Below are 18396 nucleotides of genomic sequence, written 5' to 3'. Positions count from 1 at the left end.
TTGTTAATGTCAAATTGGCATTGAAAAATAAACATTTCATTATATCCACAAACCTGCAAATGCTGTACATAAGAAATTAGCACTAAGCCACCTCATCTGAAGCTTCTTTTTTTGATACTTTTTAATCCTCAAACTGCTTAGTCAACACTTCAAACTTGGAAATCAAATCATTTATTTTGTCTCGCTCTTTTTTTACTTGTTTAGGTCTTAAGTAAAACCAGTTCAAGGCAAACCAGGAAAGCGTTACAAAATATGTGGCAATAGCTATATACAATGGCATTTTAAGCGCATATTCATACAAGTACAAACAAATTCCTGTCCCTAACAAAATAAAATACAAACTCAAAACGCGAGATTGCAAAAACTTTTGCTTCACTTGAATAGCAATTAAATTTTGTAAATATTCCGTATTGCTTTGTTGCCCATCAATTGCCTTGTAACTCACTGCAAGCTTGCTATAAAAAAACATAAATACCAACATAGCAAGAATGGTAAGTGTAATCCCTATTTTTGTAGTTATTAGCTGTGGTTGAAATATGTACCAAATAAAGGCAACAAAACCTATGGTAGCCACTAGCAAAATACTGGTAAGAATTAATTTTCTGATGCCTTTGTTCTTAAATTGCTTGAGTTTTACTAACAACTCATTAATATCTGGCGGACTCACGGTTTGCTTACTCCATAAATCTTTAAAATCTATACTACTGCCCATTTTGTTTGAATTTTTGAGTGAGTTTTTCTTTTATTCTATGAATTTTAACTCTAATATTAGCTTCAGAGAGCCCTACAATTGTAGCAATTTCAGCTTGTTTCACATCTTCTAACTCTAGAGAAATTATAATTCTGTCAATCTCAGGTAGCGCTGCAATACACTTATATAAAAATTGTATTTGCGGCTCTATAGACACGCTTTTTTCTTGAGAAATATGCACTGGAAGTTCTCTTTTAGGAAATCGCTTTTCTTTTTCTATTTGGCGTAAGCAATTGTTTGTCGCAATCCTAAATATCCAAGTACCAACAGAAGATTCATTTCTAAAACTTTCTAATTTTTGCCAAACTAGAATAAATGTTTCTTGTGCTAAATCTTGTGCCAAGTCATAATCATTGACATATCCCATGCACAATCGAAAAATCTTGTCCCAATAGGTTTTATAAATTACTTCAAACTCCATTATCTAGATCGTATAAATGAGTTTAATTGTGCTTCATACCACTCTTTATCATCATACATAATAAAATGAAGCCCTTTATTTGCATACGCTAATTGAGCAGTTTTAAGATTTTTATATTGTGCTTCAATAACTGGTTTAGAATTGTAAAAAGAAGATTGTAACAATATTAATGTAGGACATTTTATGGCTGCAATCTTATCTCTTAAATCAGTGTTAGAAAAATCGCAATACATATCACAAAAAGTATTTCTATCTGATTTTACACTCCAGCTTATCACCAATTCTTGCTTAGAAACATTAGTCATCAGTGTACCAATGCCTCTTTTTTGCATTTGATAAAAAGCATCTTCAGACATTGTAGTAATTTGATTTTTCATTGGCGTGCAATTGGTGTTTTCTTGTGATTTAAACATAGGATTGCCAAAAGCCGCAAGACAAGGTAGCGCATCAACTACTACAATTTTATCTATCAACTCTGAATAGTCCGCCGCAATGGCAAGTGCAAGTCCGCCACCCATACTGTGTCCTACAATAATAGGTCTCTCTATTTTTTGATCCTGAATGTAGCTTGCAATTGCTGATTCCCAGTTTTTAAAATTAGCATTTATTTCTGGTTTAACGCCCGCAAAGCCAGCCATTGTTAAGGTGTAACAAGTGTACTCATTTTCAAAATTAGCTTTTGTTTCGTTCCACACTGCTCCAGAGCTTGCAAATCCTGGAATAAACACTATACTTTTTTTACCTTTTCCTGATTTTATAACCTCAAACGGATATGATTTTGTTTGTCCAAAAACAGTACAAAACAATACAGATAACATAATAGCACCAATAATTAATATATACTTTTTCATTTTTATAGTTTTTTAAAGTGTTCATAAAATGGATCCGCCTCTTGGATACGAGAACTATTAAAATGTTACAAAAAATTAAAAAAATATTTAAACTGCTACATGTGGTTATAAAACTAAAAAAAAATTCCAAACCCAATTGTGAAATTAGAATTTGGAATTTTAAATATTGAAATTGATAGGCTATCCCACCAAGTTAATTATTTTTCCTGGAACAATAATCACCTTGTTTGGTGTTTTACCGTCTAGTTGCTTGATGGTTCTTTCGTCTTTCATAACGATTTCCTCAATTTGTGCTGCGGTTAAATCCAAAGGTAAAACCATGGTAAAACGCATTTTTCCGTTGAAAGAAACTGGATATTCTTTCTCACTTTCTACCAAATGTTTTGGATCAAAAACTGGGAAAGAAACTGCTGCTATCGAGCCTTCATGACCTAGCAAAGACCATAATTCTTCGGCAATGTGCGGCGCGTAAGGCGAAATCACAATTGCTAAAGGTTCTAAGATATAACGAGAATGACAATTTTGTGCTGACAATTCGTTCACACAAATCATAAACTGTGAAACCGAAGTATTGAAAGAGAATCCTTCAATATCCTCAGCTACTTTCTTGATGGTTTTGTGCAATGATTTTAAGTTGTCTTTCGTTGGTGCATCATTGGTAACAATCAAACCATTTTCATCGAAATACAAACGCCATAATTTTTTCAAGAATCCAAAAACTCCCGAAATTCCTGCTGTGTTCCAAGGTTTCGCTTGTTCTAATGGCCCTAAGAACATTTCATACAAACGCAAGGTATCGGCTCCGTATTCTTCACAAATAGCATCTGGAGTCACCACATTGTATTTGGATTTCGACATTTTTTCAACCTCGCGGCCTACAATGAATTTACCATTTTCATCTTTAACATATATTCCTCCAGCATTTATCTTTCTAGTTGGACTCTTATCGTAATTTTCTACATCTAGCTCATCTGAAGAATTAACTAACGAAACATCAACATGAATAGGAGAAAACGAAATATTTGAAATTTTTATATCCCGTTTGTATTTTAAAGTCTCCAAAGAACCTTCAGGTGAATCTTCGATATGAATGTCCATTAATTCCTTTAAAAAAATCTTTATTTCATCTGGAAGATCTTCAAAAGTCCCAAATCGATACTCCTCCATTTTATTTTTGGAGAAAAAATACTTAGTTGACATTCGAACTTCTTGAGTAGCTTGCGTACCTGCTGCAAGATTATTAGCAACTATAAACTTTTTAGACTCTTCAGTTATAGAATATTCAACTATTAATTTCACTTCCAATCTAAAGATAAATGCACTTGTTCCCAAAATCATCCCTTGATTGATCAATTTTTTGAACGGTTCTTCGGTAGGCGCAAAACCTTTGTCTTTTAGGAATTTATTCCAAAAACGAGAATACAACAAGTGACCGGTTGCGTGTTCGCTTCCGCCAATGTATAAATCTACGCTTTCCCAATAGGCTAGCGCTTCTTGGCTTGCAAATTCAGTTTCGTTATGCGCATCCATATAACGCATCCAATAGTATGAACTTCCTGCCCAACCTGGCATGGTGTTCAATTCAAGAGGAAAAACAGTTGTATCATCAACCAAACTCGTTTCGACCACTTTGTTGTTTACACTGTCCCAAGCCCAAACTGCCGCATTTCCTAAAGGTGGCAAACCGTCTTCGGTTGGTAAATATTTCTCAACTTCAGGTAAAATGATTGGCAAATGTTGCGCATCAATCATTTGCGGCAAGCCATTTACATAATACACCGGGAAAGGCTCTCCCCAATAACGCTGGCGAGAGAAAACTGCATCACGCAAACGGTAATTGATTTTCCCTTTTCCTTGATTTATTTTTTCTAATTCCTCAATAACTTTTTGAGTTCCTTTTTTATAATCTAATCCATTTAAAAAATCAGATTCGACCAATTGAAACCCTTCTTTGGCTCCATAAGCCGCTTCAGAAATGTCTTGATCAAAGATATTTTTGATGGCTGGCATTCCGTTTTGCCCTTTGAAGAAATTCGCAAAAGCATAATCTCTCTCATCGCCACAAGGAACCGCCATAACTGCGCCTGTCCCGTATCCTGCCAAAACATAATCGCCAATCCAAACCGGAATTGGTTCTTTCGTAAAAGGATGTTCTGCAAAAGCTCCTGTAAATACTCCTGAAATGGTTTTTACATCGGCCATACGCTCACGCTCAGAACGTTTTGACGTTTTTTCGATATAAGCATCTATTTCTGCTTTTTGTTCCGCAGTGGTAATTTGAGAAACCAATTTGTGTTCCGGAGCCAAGGTCATAAACGTAACTCCAAAAATAGTGTCGGGTCTGGTGGTGAAAACCGCAATTTTAGCTTCCGAATTTTGAACGTTAAATTCTACCGTCGCTCCTACACTTTTACCAATCCAGTTTCTTTGACTTTCCTTGATGCTTTCGCTCCAATCGATATCATTCAAACCTTGCAACAAACGTTCCGCATAAGCCGAAATTCGCATGCTCCATTGGGTCATTTTCTTGCGCACCACTGTAAAACCACCACGTTCTGAAACACCATTTACAATTTCATCATTGGCCAAAACCGTTCCTAAACCAGGGCACCAATTTACTTCCGTCTCTGCTAAATACGTCAATCTGTATTGCAGTAAAATTCTCTCCTGAGTCTCTTTTGCGAAAGCGTTCCATTCACTTGCTGAAAAAAGATCTATATTTTCATCGCAAACTGCATTGACAGTTGCATTTCCTTCTTTTTCAAACAAGGTAGTTAGGGTTGAAATATCTTCCGCTTTATCGCTGTTTTTATTGTACCAAGAGTTGAACAATTGAATAAAAATCCATTGTGTATGCTTGTAATAATCTGGATTTGAAGTACGCACTTCGCGACTCCAATCAAAAGAGAATCCTATTTTATCTAATTGCTTTCTGTAACCCGCAATTTGGTTTCCTTCTTTATCCACACCACCGTCAATGTTCACACGAGTAGTATCTTCTGGACGCTGACCGGTTTGAATGGCGTATTGCTCAGCAGGCAACCCAAAACTGTCGTAACCCATAGGATGCAATACATTAAAACCTTGGTGTCTTTTATATCTAGCAAACACATCAGAGGCAATATACCCTAGCGGATGCCCTACGTGTAAGCCCGCTCCAGATGGATAAGGAAACATGTCAAGAACGTAATATTTAGGCTTATCAGCGTTGTTTTCGGCTTTGAATGTTTGGTTTTCTTGCCAGTATTTTTGCCATTTGGCATCAATTTCGTTGGGATTGTATTTCATTCCTTTTTTTATTGTTTTTTAATTGAGTCATGCTCTCGTAAACTCAAGTCATTTTTATAAGGTTCTGAGCAACTGAGTAACAAAGGTTCTAAGTTTTATTGCCATGACTATTTTTAGGTGCCAAATTTACGTTTATTGTACGAAAGTTAAAACTTTGAGCGTTATTAACTTTAAATAAAGAATTTCTTTATTATTTTTACCCAATAATTTCAATAAACTATGAGCTCTTCATTTGATAATTTTCAAAAACGCCGTTTAATTTCCTCTTATTTTTCAGTAGTATTAAGTGTATTTTTAGTCTTATTTCTGCTAGGAATCTTAGGATTATTTATCATTAATTCAAAAAAATTAGCCAATGATTTTAAAGAAAACATTGCTATGACTGTTTTTTTTAAAAACGAAGCTAATGATACTTTTGTAAAACAATTTGGCACACAATTAAAAGGGAGCCCTTTTGTAAAAACGTACAAATATGTAAGTAAGGAAGACGCTGCAAAAGAACATACTGATATTATAGGCGAAGATTTCATGACTTTTCTAGGCGAAAATCCATTGCAAAACTCCTATGATATTCATTTAAAAGGAGACTACGTAGTAAAAGATAGCATCGTAAAAATAGAATCTGATCTTAGGAAAAATGCTATGATATCTGATATTGTATATGACAAGCAACTTGTTAATTTAGTGAATGACAACATCAAAAAAGTAAGTATGTGGATCTTGATCGTAAGTAGTTTTCTTGCCGTTATTGCCGTTTTATTAATTAACAGCTCTTTGCGTTTATCCATACACTCTAACCGATTCATCATTAAAACAATGCAAATGGTGGGTGCTACAAAATCTTTTATCCGAAAACCATTTGTAACGCGTAGTATTAAACTAGGAATGATTGGAGCTGGACTAGCGATTTTTGCATTACTTGGAGTACTGTTCTACATCAATACTAATTTTCCACTTTTAGGTATTTTTAATGATAAAGGGTCAATCTTTATGGTATTGTTAGGTGTCCTAGCCGTTGGAATTATTATAACGTGGTTAAGCACTTATTTTGCTACACAACGATTTTTAAATTTAAGAACTGACGATCTTTATTAGTATTCAGCGTTCAGTAGCAGTTCTCAGTTACAGAGTTAAGTAAATAACAACAGCATAAAAATGAAAAATAACGACACGAAATCAGAATTCCTTTTTGATAAAATAAATTATAAAATCTTATTAGTAGGTATAGGAGTTATTGCTTTAGGTTTTATCCTTATGTCCGGTGGAGGAAGCGAAGATCCAACTGTTTTTAATGAAGATATCTTCAATTTTAGAAGAATTAGATTAGCTCCAACAACTGTTTTAATAGGTTTTGGGGTAACCATTTATGCTATTTTAAAAAATCCAAAAAAAGCATAAATGAATACATTACAAGCTTTTTTAATAGCTATTATTGAGGGTTTAACAGAGTATCTACCGGTTTCGTCAACAGCTCACATGGTTTTTTTGAGTTCTTATTTTGGAATACAAGAAGACGATTTTGTAAAACTGTTTCAAGTTTCTATACAATTTGGAGCCATATTGGCTGTAGTAGCATTGTATTGGAAAAAATTCTTTGATTTTTCTAAAGTTAGTTTTTACCTCAAACTGGTTTGCGCCGTAATACCTGCGCTTGTCTTGGGGAAACTATTTGATGATAAAATAGAAGCCATCTTAGGAAATCCTATTCCAATTGCGATTGTTCTTATTTTAGGCGGTGTTGTTTTACTTTTTATTGACAACTATTTTCAAAACCCAACGGTTTTAAAAGAAGAGGACATTTCTATAAAAAAAGCGGTAACCATAGGTTTCTGGCAATGCTTGGCTATGATGCCAGGAACTAGCAGATCTGCAGCATCAATTATAGGTGGAATGCAGCAAGGTTTATCCCGTCATGCTGCTGCAGAATTTTCATTTTTTCTAGCGGTTCCTACCATGATGGCTGTGACTTGCTACTCTGTTTTTTTAAAGACATACGAGAGCTCACAAATGAAAGGTTACGAACTCATTTTGAAATCAGATCAAAACATTCAGCTCTTCCTTATAGGTAATGTGGTAGCCTTCGTTGTTGCTGTGATTGCCATAAAATTTTTTATTGAAATTATAAAAAAATATGGATTTAAACCTTGGGGATGGTACCGTATTATTGTGGGTGTGTTTTTACTAATTTACTTTTCTTATATAAAATAATTCCTATTGAAAACAGCTGATGAATACCTAGAGGGGCAAATTTTATTGATTGACAAACCATTGCATTTTACTTCTTTTCAAGCGGTAAATAAGCTTAAATATGCTTTGATCAACAAAGTAGGTTTGCCAAAAAAATTCAAAATTGGCCATGCTGGAACCTTAGATCCATTAGCAAGTGGTTTATTATTAGTTTGTACCGGAAAATTCACCAAACGAATTACAGAACTTCAAGGTCAAGCCAAAGAATATACGGGAACTTTTTACATAGGGGCCACAACGCCATCATATGATTTAGAAACAGAAATTGATCAAACCTTCCCTATTTCTCATATCAACGAAGAATTAATTCATGAGACGGTAAAGCAATTTCTTGGCGAAATTGATCAAATACCTCCTATTTTTTCGGCAATAAAAAAAGATGGTGTACGCTTGTATGAGCATGCCCGTGCAGGAGAAAGTATTGAAATTGCAAGCCGTAAAACTACCATACACGAATTTGAAATTACCCGAATTGCTCTTCCTGAGATAGATTTTAGAGTAGTTTGTAGCAAGGGAACTTATATTCGTTCTTTAGCGTTTGATTTTGGAAAAGCCATGCAATCTGGCTCTCACCTAACGGTCTTAAGACGCACAAAAATAGGTGATTATGATGTGAAAAACGGCATTAACGTTCTTGATTTTGAAGAAAGTCTCATCTCAAATACCCTTTAAATGAGGTTATTCATTATTTTATTATTGTTTCCTTTTTTTGCTTTTTCCCAAAACAAAACACGTTCCTTCATTCAATTTGATGTTTCCATACCCATTAAAGGCAATCAAAACAATGGATCGAAAAACAACAATCAACAATCTAATAATAGCTGGTTTCTGCCAGATGGTATTAACAGTAAAATAGGCATTGGTTTAGAACCTAAGAAATGGATAGCACTAGGAATACACTCTGGAATAGACTGGACATGGTCTGAAAAAATTGTTCTAGTACCCGTTTTTGCTAATCTTAGATTGAGTCCAAACATTAGTGATGAAACTCGTATTGCATTACAACTTGGATTAGGAAAAGGAACTGCTCTTGGCAGAGGAACATTAAATGGTACTTACAAAAAAATAAGCTTAGGCATTCAAACTGATGAAGATTTGGTTCTTTTTATAGAAATGAGCCATTATGACATAGCTTTTAAAAATCAAAAAGAAACTGTGAGCATTAGTTTAGGACTGGCGTTGCTTACATTTTAAAGTAGCGCAGTACTGTAAAAAAGCAAAAACACATGAAAAAAACTTTTTTGTTTTATCATGTGTTTTAATTTTTTAAGACCAATAGTTATAAACTTAGTTGTAATAAAGGTCACCGTCATTAGTTAATAATTAGTCGCTCCTTTTCCACCAAAAAGTAAAAAAGATAGGTAATCATAAACCCTTTCTAATAATTTTTTCATAATAATGTTTTTAATTGTTATACAACAGACAAACACCTATAAAAAAAGCAAACTAAAAAGTAGACTTGGTTAGCAATGAGCAAGTTACAATTGTTTTTGAATTTAAAACTAAAAAAAACAAAAACTTTTCAAATCTTTTTTATTTGACTTAGAGCATGCTGTTCTTCTTTTTTTAAACTAGAATATTCTTTTATCAATATCACTCATTAAGGTCATCAATTCCATTTGGGTGGATATTCCTTTATCATGGTGGTACCAAAGTTGCAAATTTGTTTTTAGAGTTTCATCTATTACACCAAACTCTTTTTTGTACTCTAAAACTAGATCTGTTGCTGCTTGAGGTCTTGGTCCCCAATGCCCTAATACACCACCCGTATTTTTTTTAATAATCACTAAAATAGGTATTGACCTAGCCTTATTGGTTAAGAAATGATCCATTAATTCCAGGTTCTCATCTCTTAAAACAATCTTTAAATCAATCTTATCTGTTTCGGCTGCCATTTTATGATATATGGGTAAAAGCTGAGCAGCATCGCCACACCAACCCTCAGAAATAACCAACCAGATATATTCTTCTTGCAAAGATTGTAACATTTGCACTGTTGAAGGAGCTAAGGTTATTGTTTTGTCAAGCCGTTTCATGCGGGTTTCATTGAGATCACTATAATGTGTTAAATCTATAGACTGTACCAGTCCTGTAGATTTTTTTTCTAACAATAAATCGGTAATTCTTTTTCTATATTCAGTATATGAAAAGCTATTGAACAAGGCTTTGGCTACAGGAATTTTCATGATATTTAATTTGTTTTTACAAAGCTACCATAAAAAATGATGGTATAAATTGATATATGTCATTCTCTTGTAGCTAAAAAAGAGTAATTTTAGCACAAATAGTGAATATGGATCTCAAAACACAATCAATAGGACTTGTTCTTTCGGGAGGAGGTTCAAAAGGATTAGCACACGCAGGTGTTATAAAATTTCTGGAAGAGCAAAAAATAAAACCCAGCCAAGTTGCCGGTACCAGTGCAGGATCTATTGTGGGAGCACTCTATGCCTGGGGCAAAACACCCGAAGAGATTTTAGAATTTTTTAAATCTATTTATCTTTTTCATTGGAAACACTTAACTTTTAAAAAAGCGGGATTAATAGACTCAGAGTCATTTAGAGTTTATTTTGAATCTATTTTTAAAGATGCCACAATAGGTGACCTGAAAATTCCTGTACAAATTACAGCCACTGATATGGTAAGAGGCAAGCTCAAAATTTTTGGACCAAGTACAAAGATTGTAGATGCCATATTGGCCTCATCTGCATTTCCTGGTATCTTATCCCCATATGAAATTGATGGCAATATTTATAGTGATGGCGGAATCCTTAACCATTTCCCTACAGATATTTTACAAGGACAATGCGAAACTATCATTGGTATTTACGTGAGTCCCATTCAAAAAATTGAAGCTAAAGATTTACGCTCTATTAAAGCTGTTACTACACGCGCCTTTGACATTCTTTCGGCTAACTCAAACATTCATAAATTTAATATGTGTGATTGGGTAATTGAACCAAAGGATTTATGCCTTTACAGCACTTTTGAAACCAATAAAATAAAGATGGATCAAGTATTTAATATTGGCTACCAAGCCGCAAAAAAATCCTTTGAAAAACTTAGTTTATAAATTACAATCAAGATTATTTTAAAAAAAAAGAAAATTCTATATTTGCACCAATCAACGCAACACACACATGAAATACAAAAGAATTCTACTGAAATTAAGTGGGGAAGCTTTAATGGGCGACTTACAATACGGAATTGACCCAAAAAGACTCGCTGAATATGCTGACGAAATCAAGCAAATTCATAACAAAGGAGTAGAAATTGCCATTGTAATAGGTGGTGGAAACATTTTTAGAGGAGTAGCTGGTGCAAGTGCAGGAATGGACAGAGTACAAGGAGATTACATGGGAATGCTAGCAACGGTAATAAACGGAATGGCATTACAAGGCGCTCTTGAAGAAAAAGGAATGAAAACCCGTTTGCAAACTGCCTTAAAAATGGAATCCATTGCAGAGCCTTACATTAAGAGAAGAGCCGACAGACATCTTGAAAAAGGTAGAATTGTAATTTTTGGAGCTGGAACAGGAAACCCGTATTTCACAACAGATACCGCTGCTGTTTTAAGAGGAATTGAAATCAATGCTGATGTCATACTTAAAGGAACTCGTGTTGATGGTGTTTATGATTGTGACCCTGAGAAGAATGCATCAGCAGTAAAATTTGATTTTATTTCTTTTGAAGATGTATTGAAAAAAGGATTGAATGTAATGGACACAACGGCTTTTACACTAAGCCAAGAAAATAAATTACCTATTGTAGTTTTTGACATGAACAAAGTAGGGAACTTGCTCAAAATTTGCGAAGGAGACAATATAGGAACCGTAGTTAATATATAATAGACAGTCACAAGGAACAACTGCTGCAATAGCAAAACCGTACGCTGAGACTGAAAACTGAAAACTAAAATTATGACTGAAGAAATTGATTTTATATTAGATAGTACACAAGAATCCATGATAGGATCTATTGCTCATTTAGAAAAAGAATTCTTAAACATTCGTGCCGGAAAGGCGTCACCTGCTATGTTAGGGAGTGTTTTTGTGGATTATTACGGATCAGCAACACCATTATCTCAAGTATCAAAAATCAGTGTTCCTGATGCTAGAACTATTACGTTACAACCCTTTGAAAAAAACATGTTACACCCTATTGAAAAAGCAATTATGATTGCTAATCTTGGGTTTAACCCAATGAACAACGGTGATGTTATCATTATAAGTGTTCCACCCTTGACAGAAGATCGTCGTAGAGATTTAGCCAAACAAGCAAAATCAGAGGCCGAAGATGCAAAAATAGGAATTCGTAATGCGCGAAAAGATGCCAATACCGACATCAAAAAATTAGAAAAAGACGGTACCTCAGAAGACATTTGTAAAAGTGCCGAGGAAGAAGTTCAAAACTTAACTAATACGTACATCAAGAAAATTGATGAACTATTAGTGGTTAAAGAAGCCGAAATCATGAAGGTGTAAACCTGATTTGTAAATACTACAAAACCGCCTTGTTCATAACAAGGCGGTTTTTTTGTGGCTTTTACTAACTAGTAGTTCGATATATTTAATGCTAAACTAGTTTAGAGAAGAAGCAATAACCTAGCGCTTTACAACACTCACTGCTGTTCCAGTTATCATTACAGTGATTAATCCTTCTCCGCTTTTCAGCTCTACATCCACTTGAATTCCTACCACTGCATTAGCGTTCATTTTTTCGGCATTTATTTTTAGGTTGGCAAATGCCTTCTCTCTTACTTCTGCTATACTTTCACTGATCCCGTCATAATATTTTTACATGCTAAAAGTTAGACCCATTTTTTGCATGTTGATGGCTGTACCTGACACTATGCCGTTATACTCTAATATTTTGTAATCTTCAATAGAATTAGTTGTCGTTAAAATCATAATTATAAGGTTTAAGTTGGTTTCTTCATTAGACTACAATTTCATACTCATGTTACGCAATACCATCTGATAAAGTTCTAATTTATATTAGCAGACTAAAATACCACAGTTAACTTAGATTTTATGACGTTACAATTGTAAAAGGAATGCATCATTGCAATAGAATTACTTCAGCTTTGTCTCTACAAGTAGGATTGAAACTTATTAGAAAACATCAATTCATTCCTTCTCCAAAAAGATAATATTCTAACTTTATTTTAAACAAAGTTCCTTCTACTAAATCTTTAACAGCATTTAATTCCTCCATAGAAACGGCCAAATCAATTTGAGAACAAGGTGTTTTCAACAAAAACTTATGGCATTTTTTTTTTAGTTCGCAAGAGGCGCAACAGTTATTTTGGATGTAACTCTCGTCAATACAGCACTTAAATAGCTGCAATTCTTGTGGGGTAAAATAAAATCCCGTTTCTCTAAAAATCAGTTGGACTTTGTCCCATAGAACTGCATTGTCTTTTTTCCAGTAAAAAGCGCTGCCTAAATTATTTCGATATATCTGTTTTATTTCTTGCATCTGTATTCCGTTTGACACAAAAATACGTATTATTTATATTTATTCTAAATAATAAAAGCTAAAAAAGACATAAAATAGTTTGAGAATGATAATGGGAATCGTCTTTTAAGTAATGACTATGAGGTACTCATTTCAAAAAAAATTATTCTTCGCTTTTTTCATGATCTTCAACATCTTGTTGCAGGTCTAATTTTCTAAAAGTTGGCGATACAATACCTGTCAAGAGAACAGTAATTAAAGTCATGCTTCCGCCAAAGACCACTGCGCTCACAGTTCCCATCAGTTTCGCAGTTAAGCCGCTTTCAAAAGCACCTAATTCGTTTGATGAACCTACAAAAATTGAATTTACAGCCGCTACACGACCGCGCATGTGATCAGGAGTTTTCAGTTGGAGAATGGTTTGACGTATCACTACTGAAAATCCATCAAAAACACCACTTAAAAATAACGCGGCAACAGACAACCAAAAAATAGAGGATAGTCCAAAAACAATGATGCAAATTCCAAACGCAAAAATGGCTACCAATAATTTCATTCCCGCATTTTTTGTAAAAGGAATGTATGCTGAGATAATCAACATTAAAAAAGCGCCAACAGCGGGTGCGGCTCTCAAAACACCAAAGCCCTGCGGTCCTACTTTTAAAATATCTTGCGCAAAAATTGGTAAAAGAGCTACAGCACCACCAAAAAGAACAGCAATCATATCCAGCGACAAAGCTCCTAAAATAGTCTTGTTATTGAACACAAATTTGACACCTTCTTTTAAACTTTCCATAACAGGCTCACCAATTTTTGGATTCAAAATAGGCTTGATACCAATTTGAGTCAAAGCCAGTAACGCAAAAAGCGAACAGCCTAAAACAATACACATAGACCAATGAACGCCAATCCAATTGATAGAGAAACCCGCTACTGCAGGCCCTAAAACCGAACTGATTTGCCAAACGGAACTGCTCCATGTAGCCGCATTTGGATACACTTTTTTAGGAACAATCAAAGCCAAAAGAGAGAATATGGTTGGTCCCAGAAAAGCTCGGACTAATCCACCTAAAAACACACAAAAGTAGATAGAATATAAAATAGTTTGGGTTGCAAAATCTTTTATAAAAGGAGGCCACGTCAATAAAAATAACCCCAAACTGATGATTGCAAAACCTAATATACATTTAAACAGCAATCCTTTTTTCTCCTTTTGATCTACAATATGACCCGCAAATAAGGCCATTCCTACTGCTGGAATAACCTCCATTAAACCTATTATACCCAATGATAAGGGACTTTTAGTCAAACTATAAACTTCCCATTCTATGACGATAAACTGCATAGACCAGCCAAAAACCATCGCAAAACGTAGTAATAAAAAAATATTAAATTCTCTGTAGCGTAATGCGGAGTACGGATCATTTTGTTTCATCGATTCTAATTTTGTGCTTTAATATCTCTTAGACGCAATTGCAAACTTACTTTGCCGTTCCACTCATTTTCATCAATACAATACACGGCTTGAAAAGGTTTTTGATGTGCAGTTAGTTCGATTTTGTTTCCTAAATTAAACCCAATAGCTGCCAAACCTTCGGTTCCGAAGCTTCGGGATTGTTTTACAAAAAGTTTTAGATGATCGTCTTCTTGTCCCATTGTTTTCCCATAGCCTGTGTCTTTAATGTTTTGGGTTAGGAAAATAGGGGTCATATTTTGTGGCCCAAAAGGTTCAAATTGTTTCAGTATTCGAATAAGTTTTGGCGTAATATCTGTAAAATTAATTTCGGCATCAACAGCAATCTCTGGTGTCAACAAATCAGGATGAATCGTATTTTTAACTTCTTTTTCGAAAGCATCTTTAAATTCCTGATATTTTTCTGGAAGTAATGTCATGCCTGCTGCATACATGTGACCTCCAAATTGTTCCAAATGTTCAGCACAAGATTCAAGTGCATTGTATACATCAAATCCTTTTACAGACCGAGCCGAAGCAGCGTACTTATCGCCACTTTTAGTAAAAACAAGTGTCGGACGGTAGTAAGTTTCTATCAATCGAGAAGCAACGATTCCAATCACACCTTTGTGCCAATCTTCTTGAAAAACAACCGACGTAAAACGTTCTTGTTCCCCTTTATTCTCAATTTGTTGCAGTGCTTCTTTGGTAATTAATTTGTCTAAATCCTTACGTTCCACATTGTAGGATTCGATTTCGGAGGCAAATTGTTGTGCTTGTTCAAAATCAAATTCGGTTAACAATTCCACAGCGTGGTTGCCATGTTTAATGCGACCTGCGGCATTAATTCTAGGTGCAATGATAAAAACTACATCGGTAATGTCCAATGTTTGTTTTTTTATTTGATGAATAATTGCTTTAATTCCTGGTCTTGGATCACTGTTGATAACCTGTAAGCCAAAGTATGCCAAGACTCTATTTTCACCAGTCATAGGAACAATGTCGGCCGCAATAGCTGCTGCTACTAGATCCAAGTACGGAATCAAATCAGTAATACTTTGCTCTCGGTTACTGCCTAATGCTTGAATGAGCTTAAAACCTATTCCGCAACCACACAACTCGTCATACGGATAGGTACAATCGTCACGTTTTGGATCCAAAATTGCAACTGCATCAGGCAAAGAATCACCTGGTCTGTGGTGGTCACAAATGATAAAATCAATATTTTTTGCTTTAGCATAATTGACATGATCTATGGATTTTATACCACAATCTAATGCAATAATTAAGGTAAATTCATTGTCATCAGCAAAATCAATACCTTTAAATGATACTCCATAACCCTCATCATAGCGATCAGGAATATAGGTAGCCACATTGGGATAATACGTTTTTAAATACGATGATACTAGCGAAACAGCAGTAGTGCCATCTACATCATAATCACCAAAAACCAAAATATTTTCACCATTTTCAATCGCTGTTTCAATACGAGACACTGCTTTATCCATGTCTTTCATCAAAAATGGATCGTGTAAATTGTCTAAACTTGGACGAAAAAAAGCTCTAGCTTCCTCAAAAGTGGTGATGCCACGTTGCACTAATAAAGTCGCCACAAAGTCTTCTACATTTAAGGCTTTCGCCAAATGTTTCACAGTCTCCTCAGGTGGATTTGGTTTAAGAGTCCAACGCATATTGATGTTAAATTATAAATTTGAAATTTCGATATGAAGTAGTATCGAAAGGGTAGTTTAGCTGTTTTATTTCAACGTTAAAGCACTGCCGTAAAAAGCGATACCGTCCCTGCCCGTTTTCATAAAATTGCGAATGTTTTGATGATCAGTCCCGTCAGGATTTCCTAAAACATCTTCAAAATAGTAAGCGCCAAAGCAAGCTAAAGTTGCTTCTGGAGTTAGCTCCTGCATTTCTGCAAAAGCAAATATTTTACAAGATCCTGAGTTTTCACCAGCAGCATTGTGTTGGGTCCCATTCTCAAAAGCTGTAGGTTCAAAATCATAATGTTGCTCAATAACTGCAATGGTATCTGCAAATAAGATTGATTCTGGCGTTGTATTTAATTTTTCTAAAAAAGTGTTGATTGTCATAATCAAAAATATTAAAATTGAGATGAAATAGTTTTTGCGGCAGCTACCGCACCATCCATATAACCTGGGTTTTGCAAAGCGGTTTCTGAACCGGATAGATACAGTTTTCCCTTCAAAAGCGGTTTTTGAAAAACCATGTGGCCGTTGTTTTGATGTGCTAAAACAAGTTGGTCGTACGGATGAAATGTTAGAGATTCTTCTCTCCATACCTTTTCATGATAGGAAACATAGTTAGCTGCTTCGGGACCAAAAAAAGTCGTCAATTGGGTGATTACTTTATCTTGGCGCTCTTCTCTAGAAAGTACAGACGTTCCCGCATTTAAAAATCCTTTCAAAGCAAAACCGGAATGATCAAAGGAAGTATGGTCATACATTTCCTGAATAATACTTGCTTGGCTGAATAGCGTTCCTGAGTAATTTAGCTCCCTCCAGAAAGGAGTTGTGTAAGCTACCGCAAATTTAATACTTTCGCCCATCCACGTATGCGTTTTCTGGGCTACTTGAACTAAATCGTCGGGTAAATTGGGTTCAAAAGTTATGGTGTTAATGCCCAAATTAGGCGGAACAGTACTGATAACTTTATCAGCTAAGTAGGCGCTTCCATTGGTGTCGGTCACAACCAATTGATTACCTTGCTCTTTGATCGAGGTAACTTTAGTATGTGTTTTTATATGCTCAATGCCAACTTTACTGATGAGTTGCTCCATCAATACCTTGGTTCCGCCTTCTATTCGAAATGAAGGTTCTTCAGACTCTGAGATTTCGAATTTTTGTGGTGGTACAAAGGACATCGTTTCAAATAAGGAAATACCTTGAGTATGTTGTCTGAAATAGGGAATATTGAATTCGTGAACTAATTCTAAGAGATTGCGGTGTTGGTTTCCAAACCAAGTAGCGCCCATTTCGATGGTAACTCCAGTTTCGGCAGTAACGGTTTTTATGCGTCCCCCTATTCGATCATTCGCCTCCAAAACTAAAACTTCAAATCCTTTTTGCTGTAGTAAAAAAGCAGTATACAAGCCACACAAACCAGCACCAATAATGATTACTTTATCCTTAGTCATGTAACTCCTCTCCTGAAAATTTACTTTTTTTAGGTTCTTTTGTAACAGGCTTACCTGCAACAACAACCACGATTTCCCCTCTTGGTGCTGTTTTATCAAAATGCGCTGCAACCTCTTTTACAGTACCTCGCACATTTTCTTCATGTAATTTTGATAATTCTCTAGAAACACAAATTTGACGGTCTTCGCCAAAATAAGTACCAAACTCTACTAAAGTTTTTACTAACTTGTGCGGTGAGACATATAAAATCATCGTTCTAGTTTCTTCGGCTAAAGCCAAATAACGGGTTTGACGGCCTTTTTTATCGGGCATAAAACCTTCAAAAATGAATTTATCATTGGGCAAACCACTGTTTACTAAAGCGGGTACAAACGCAGTAGCACCTGGTAAACATTCTACTTCAACACCGTTTTCTATGCAAGCACGCGTTAAAAGAAAACCAGGATCAGAGATGGCTGGCGTTCCCGCATCCGAAATCAAAGCGATGTTTTCACCCGCTTTTAATCTTGAAATAAGGTTCTCAACGGTTTTATGTTCGTTGTGCATGTGATGGCTGTACATGTGTGTGCCAATTTCAAAATGCTTCAACAATTTGCCGCTCGTACGCGTATCTTCAGCAAGAATCAGGTCGACTTCTTTTAGTATTCGAATGGCTCGAAAAGTCATGTCTTCGAGATTGCCAATGGGTGTAGGAACGATATATAATTTTGACATGGTCATAAAGGTTGCATACAAGCAATTGCTTGTAATTGTTC

At 35.2% G+C, this 18396-nt stretch carries 19 protein-coding genes and 1 pseudogene; 8 read left to right on the top strand and 12 right to left on the bottom strand.

Annotated elements, in window-relative coordinates; all coding sequences use genetic code 11:
* Window positions 1–121: 121 nt before the first annotated feature.
* The 4 genes from FJV36_RS02815 to FJV36_RS02800 all read right to left on the bottom strand — a co-directional run bounded on the left by FJV36_RS02815 (window position 122) and on the right by FJV36_RS02800 (window position 5311).
* Window positions 122–712, bottom strand: a complete 591-nt coding sequence (locus tag FJV36_RS02815; protein WP_158730198.1) for a hypothetical protein — start codon at window positions 710–712, stop codon at window positions 122–124.
* Window positions 702–1172: an RNA polymerase sigma factor gene (locus FJV36_RS02810; protein WP_158730199.1), complete on the bottom strand. Its 471-nt coding sequence runs from the start codon at window positions 1170–1172 to the stop codon at window positions 702–704. The genes FJV36_RS02815 and FJV36_RS02810 overlap by 11 nt, the downstream gene beginning before the upstream one ends.
* Window positions 1172–2023, bottom strand: coding sequence for an alpha/beta fold hydrolase (locus tag FJV36_RS02805; RefSeq protein WP_158730200.1), 852 nt, complete (start codon window positions 2021–2023; stop codon window positions 1172–1174). Before FJV36_RS02805 ends, FJV36_RS02810 begins: the two co-directional genes overlap by 1 nt.
* Window positions 2024–2203: 180 nt before the next feature.
* On the bottom strand, window positions 2204–5311 hold the full coding sequence (locus FJV36_RS02800) for a leucine--tRNA ligase (protein ID WP_158730201.1): 3108 nt from the start codon (window positions 5309–5311) through the stop codon (window positions 2204–2206).
* A gap of 219 nt (window positions 5312–5530) precedes the next feature.
* On the opposite strand from FJV36_RS02800, the gene FJV36_RS02795 reads away from it, so the two are divergent.
* The 5 genes from FJV36_RS02795 to FJV36_RS02775 are packed head-to-tail and all read left to right on the top strand — an operon-like array spanning window position 5531 to window position 8752.
* Window positions 5531–6406 carry an ABC transporter permease gene (locus tag FJV36_RS02795; protein ID WP_158730202.1) on the top strand — a complete coding sequence of 292 codons (876 nt, stop codon included), beginning with the start codon at window positions 5531–5533 and terminating at the stop codon, window positions 6404–6406.
* Between the two features lie 60 nt (window positions 6407–6466).
* Window positions 6467–6709, top strand: a complete 243-nt coding sequence (locus FJV36_RS02790) for a DUF3098 domain-containing protein (RefSeq protein ID WP_158730203.1) — start codon at window positions 6467–6469, stop codon at window positions 6707–6709.
* Window positions 6710–7519, top strand: coding sequence for an undecaprenyl-diphosphate phosphatase (locus FJV36_RS02785; RefSeq protein ID WP_158730204.1), 810 nt, complete (start codon window positions 6710–6712; stop codon window positions 7517–7519).
* Window positions 7520–7525: 6 nt separating this feature from the next.
* Window positions 7526–8230, top strand: coding sequence for a tRNA pseudouridine(55) synthase TruB (gene truB, locus FJV36_RS02780; RefSeq protein WP_158730205.1), 705 nt, complete (start codon window positions 7526–7528; stop codon window positions 8228–8230).
* Window positions 8231–8752, top strand: a complete 522-nt coding sequence (locus FJV36_RS02775; protein ID WP_233264613.1) for a hypothetical protein — start codon at window positions 8231–8233, stop codon at window positions 8750–8752. It begins immediately after the preceding gene.
* A 377-nt stretch (window positions 8753–9129) separates the two neighbouring features.
* Here the strand turns inward: FJV36_RS02775 and FJV36_RS02770 are convergent, their stop codons facing one another.
* Window positions 9130–9744 carry a thioredoxin family protein gene (locus FJV36_RS02770; RefSeq protein ID WP_158730206.1) on the bottom strand — a complete coding sequence of 205 codons (615 nt, stop codon included), beginning with the start codon at window positions 9742–9744 and terminating at the stop codon, window positions 9130–9132.
* A 107-nt stretch (window positions 9745–9851) separates the two neighbouring features.
* Here FJV36_RS02770 and FJV36_RS02765 point away from each other — a divergent pair, with 107 nt between their 5' ends.
* The 3 genes from FJV36_RS02765 (at window position 9852) to frr (ending at window position 12042) form a co-directional block, all read left to right on the top strand.
* Complete coding sequence (locus tag FJV36_RS02765; protein WP_158730207.1) at window positions 9852–10631, top strand: patatin-like phospholipase family protein; 780 nt, start codon at window positions 9852–9854, stop codon at window positions 10629–10631.
* Between the two features lie 67 nt (window positions 10632–10698).
* Window positions 10699–11406 carry a UMP kinase gene (pyrH, locus tag FJV36_RS02760; RefSeq protein ID WP_158730208.1) on the top strand — a complete coding sequence of 236 codons (708 nt, stop codon included), beginning with the start codon at window positions 10699–10701 and terminating at the stop codon, window positions 11404–11406.
* Window positions 11407–11478: 72 nt separating this feature from the next.
* Window positions 11479–12042: a ribosome recycling factor gene (gene frr, locus FJV36_RS02755; RefSeq protein WP_144894208.1), complete on the top strand. Its 564-nt coding sequence runs from the start codon at window positions 11479–11481 to the stop codon at window positions 12040–12042.
* Between the two features lie 120 nt (window positions 12043–12162).
* Here frr and FJV36_RS02750 read toward each other — a convergent pair.
* The 7 genes and pseudogenes from FJV36_RS02750 to rsmI form a co-directional block, all read right to left on the bottom strand.
* Window positions 12163–12468: pseudogene (locus FJV36_RS02750) on the bottom strand (YbjQ family protein).
* A 214-nt stretch (window positions 12469–12682) separates the two neighbouring features.
* Complete coding sequence (locus FJV36_RS02745; RefSeq protein WP_158730209.1) at window positions 12683–13039, bottom strand: hypothetical protein; 357 nt, start codon at window positions 13037–13039, stop codon at window positions 12683–12685.
* A gap of 142 nt (window positions 13040–13181) precedes the next feature.
* Complete coding sequence (locus tag FJV36_RS02740; protein ID WP_158730210.1) at window positions 13182–14453, bottom strand: MFS transporter; 1272 nt, start codon at window positions 14451–14453, stop codon at window positions 13182–13184.
* Between the two features lie 5 nt (window positions 14454–14458).
* Window positions 14459–16165, bottom strand: coding sequence for a single-stranded-DNA-specific exonuclease RecJ (gene recJ / locus FJV36_RS02735; RefSeq protein WP_158730211.1), 1707 nt, complete (start codon window positions 16163–16165; stop codon window positions 14459–14461).
* A 66-nt stretch (window positions 16166–16231) separates the two neighbouring features.
* Entirely contained in the window at window positions 16232–16576 is a 345-nt protein-coding gene (locus tag FJV36_RS02730) for a HopJ type III effector protein (protein WP_158730212.1), read from the bottom strand.
* Between the two features lie 11 nt (window positions 16577–16587).
* Window positions 16588–17640, bottom strand: a complete 1053-nt coding sequence (locus FJV36_RS02725) for an NAD(P)/FAD-dependent oxidoreductase (RefSeq protein WP_158730213.1) — start codon at window positions 17638–17640, stop codon at window positions 16588–16590.
* On the bottom strand, window positions 17633–18355 hold the full coding sequence (gene rsmI, locus FJV36_RS02720) for a 16S rRNA (cytidine(1402)-2'-O)-methyltransferase (protein WP_158730214.1): 723 nt from the start codon (window positions 18353–18355) through the stop codon (window positions 17633–17635). Before rsmI ends, FJV36_RS02725 begins: the two co-directional genes overlap by 8 nt.
* Between the last annotated feature and the right edge of the window lie 41 nt (window positions 18356–18396).

The sequence above is a fragment of the Flavobacterium sp. I-STPP5a genome (assembly GCF_009764685.1).
Lineage (GTDB): Bacteria > Bacteroidota > Bacteroidia > Flavobacteriales > Flavobacteriaceae > Flavobacterium.
Note: the sequence above shows the minus strand (reverse complement) of the source record. Positions and strands in the feature narration are given on the sequence as shown.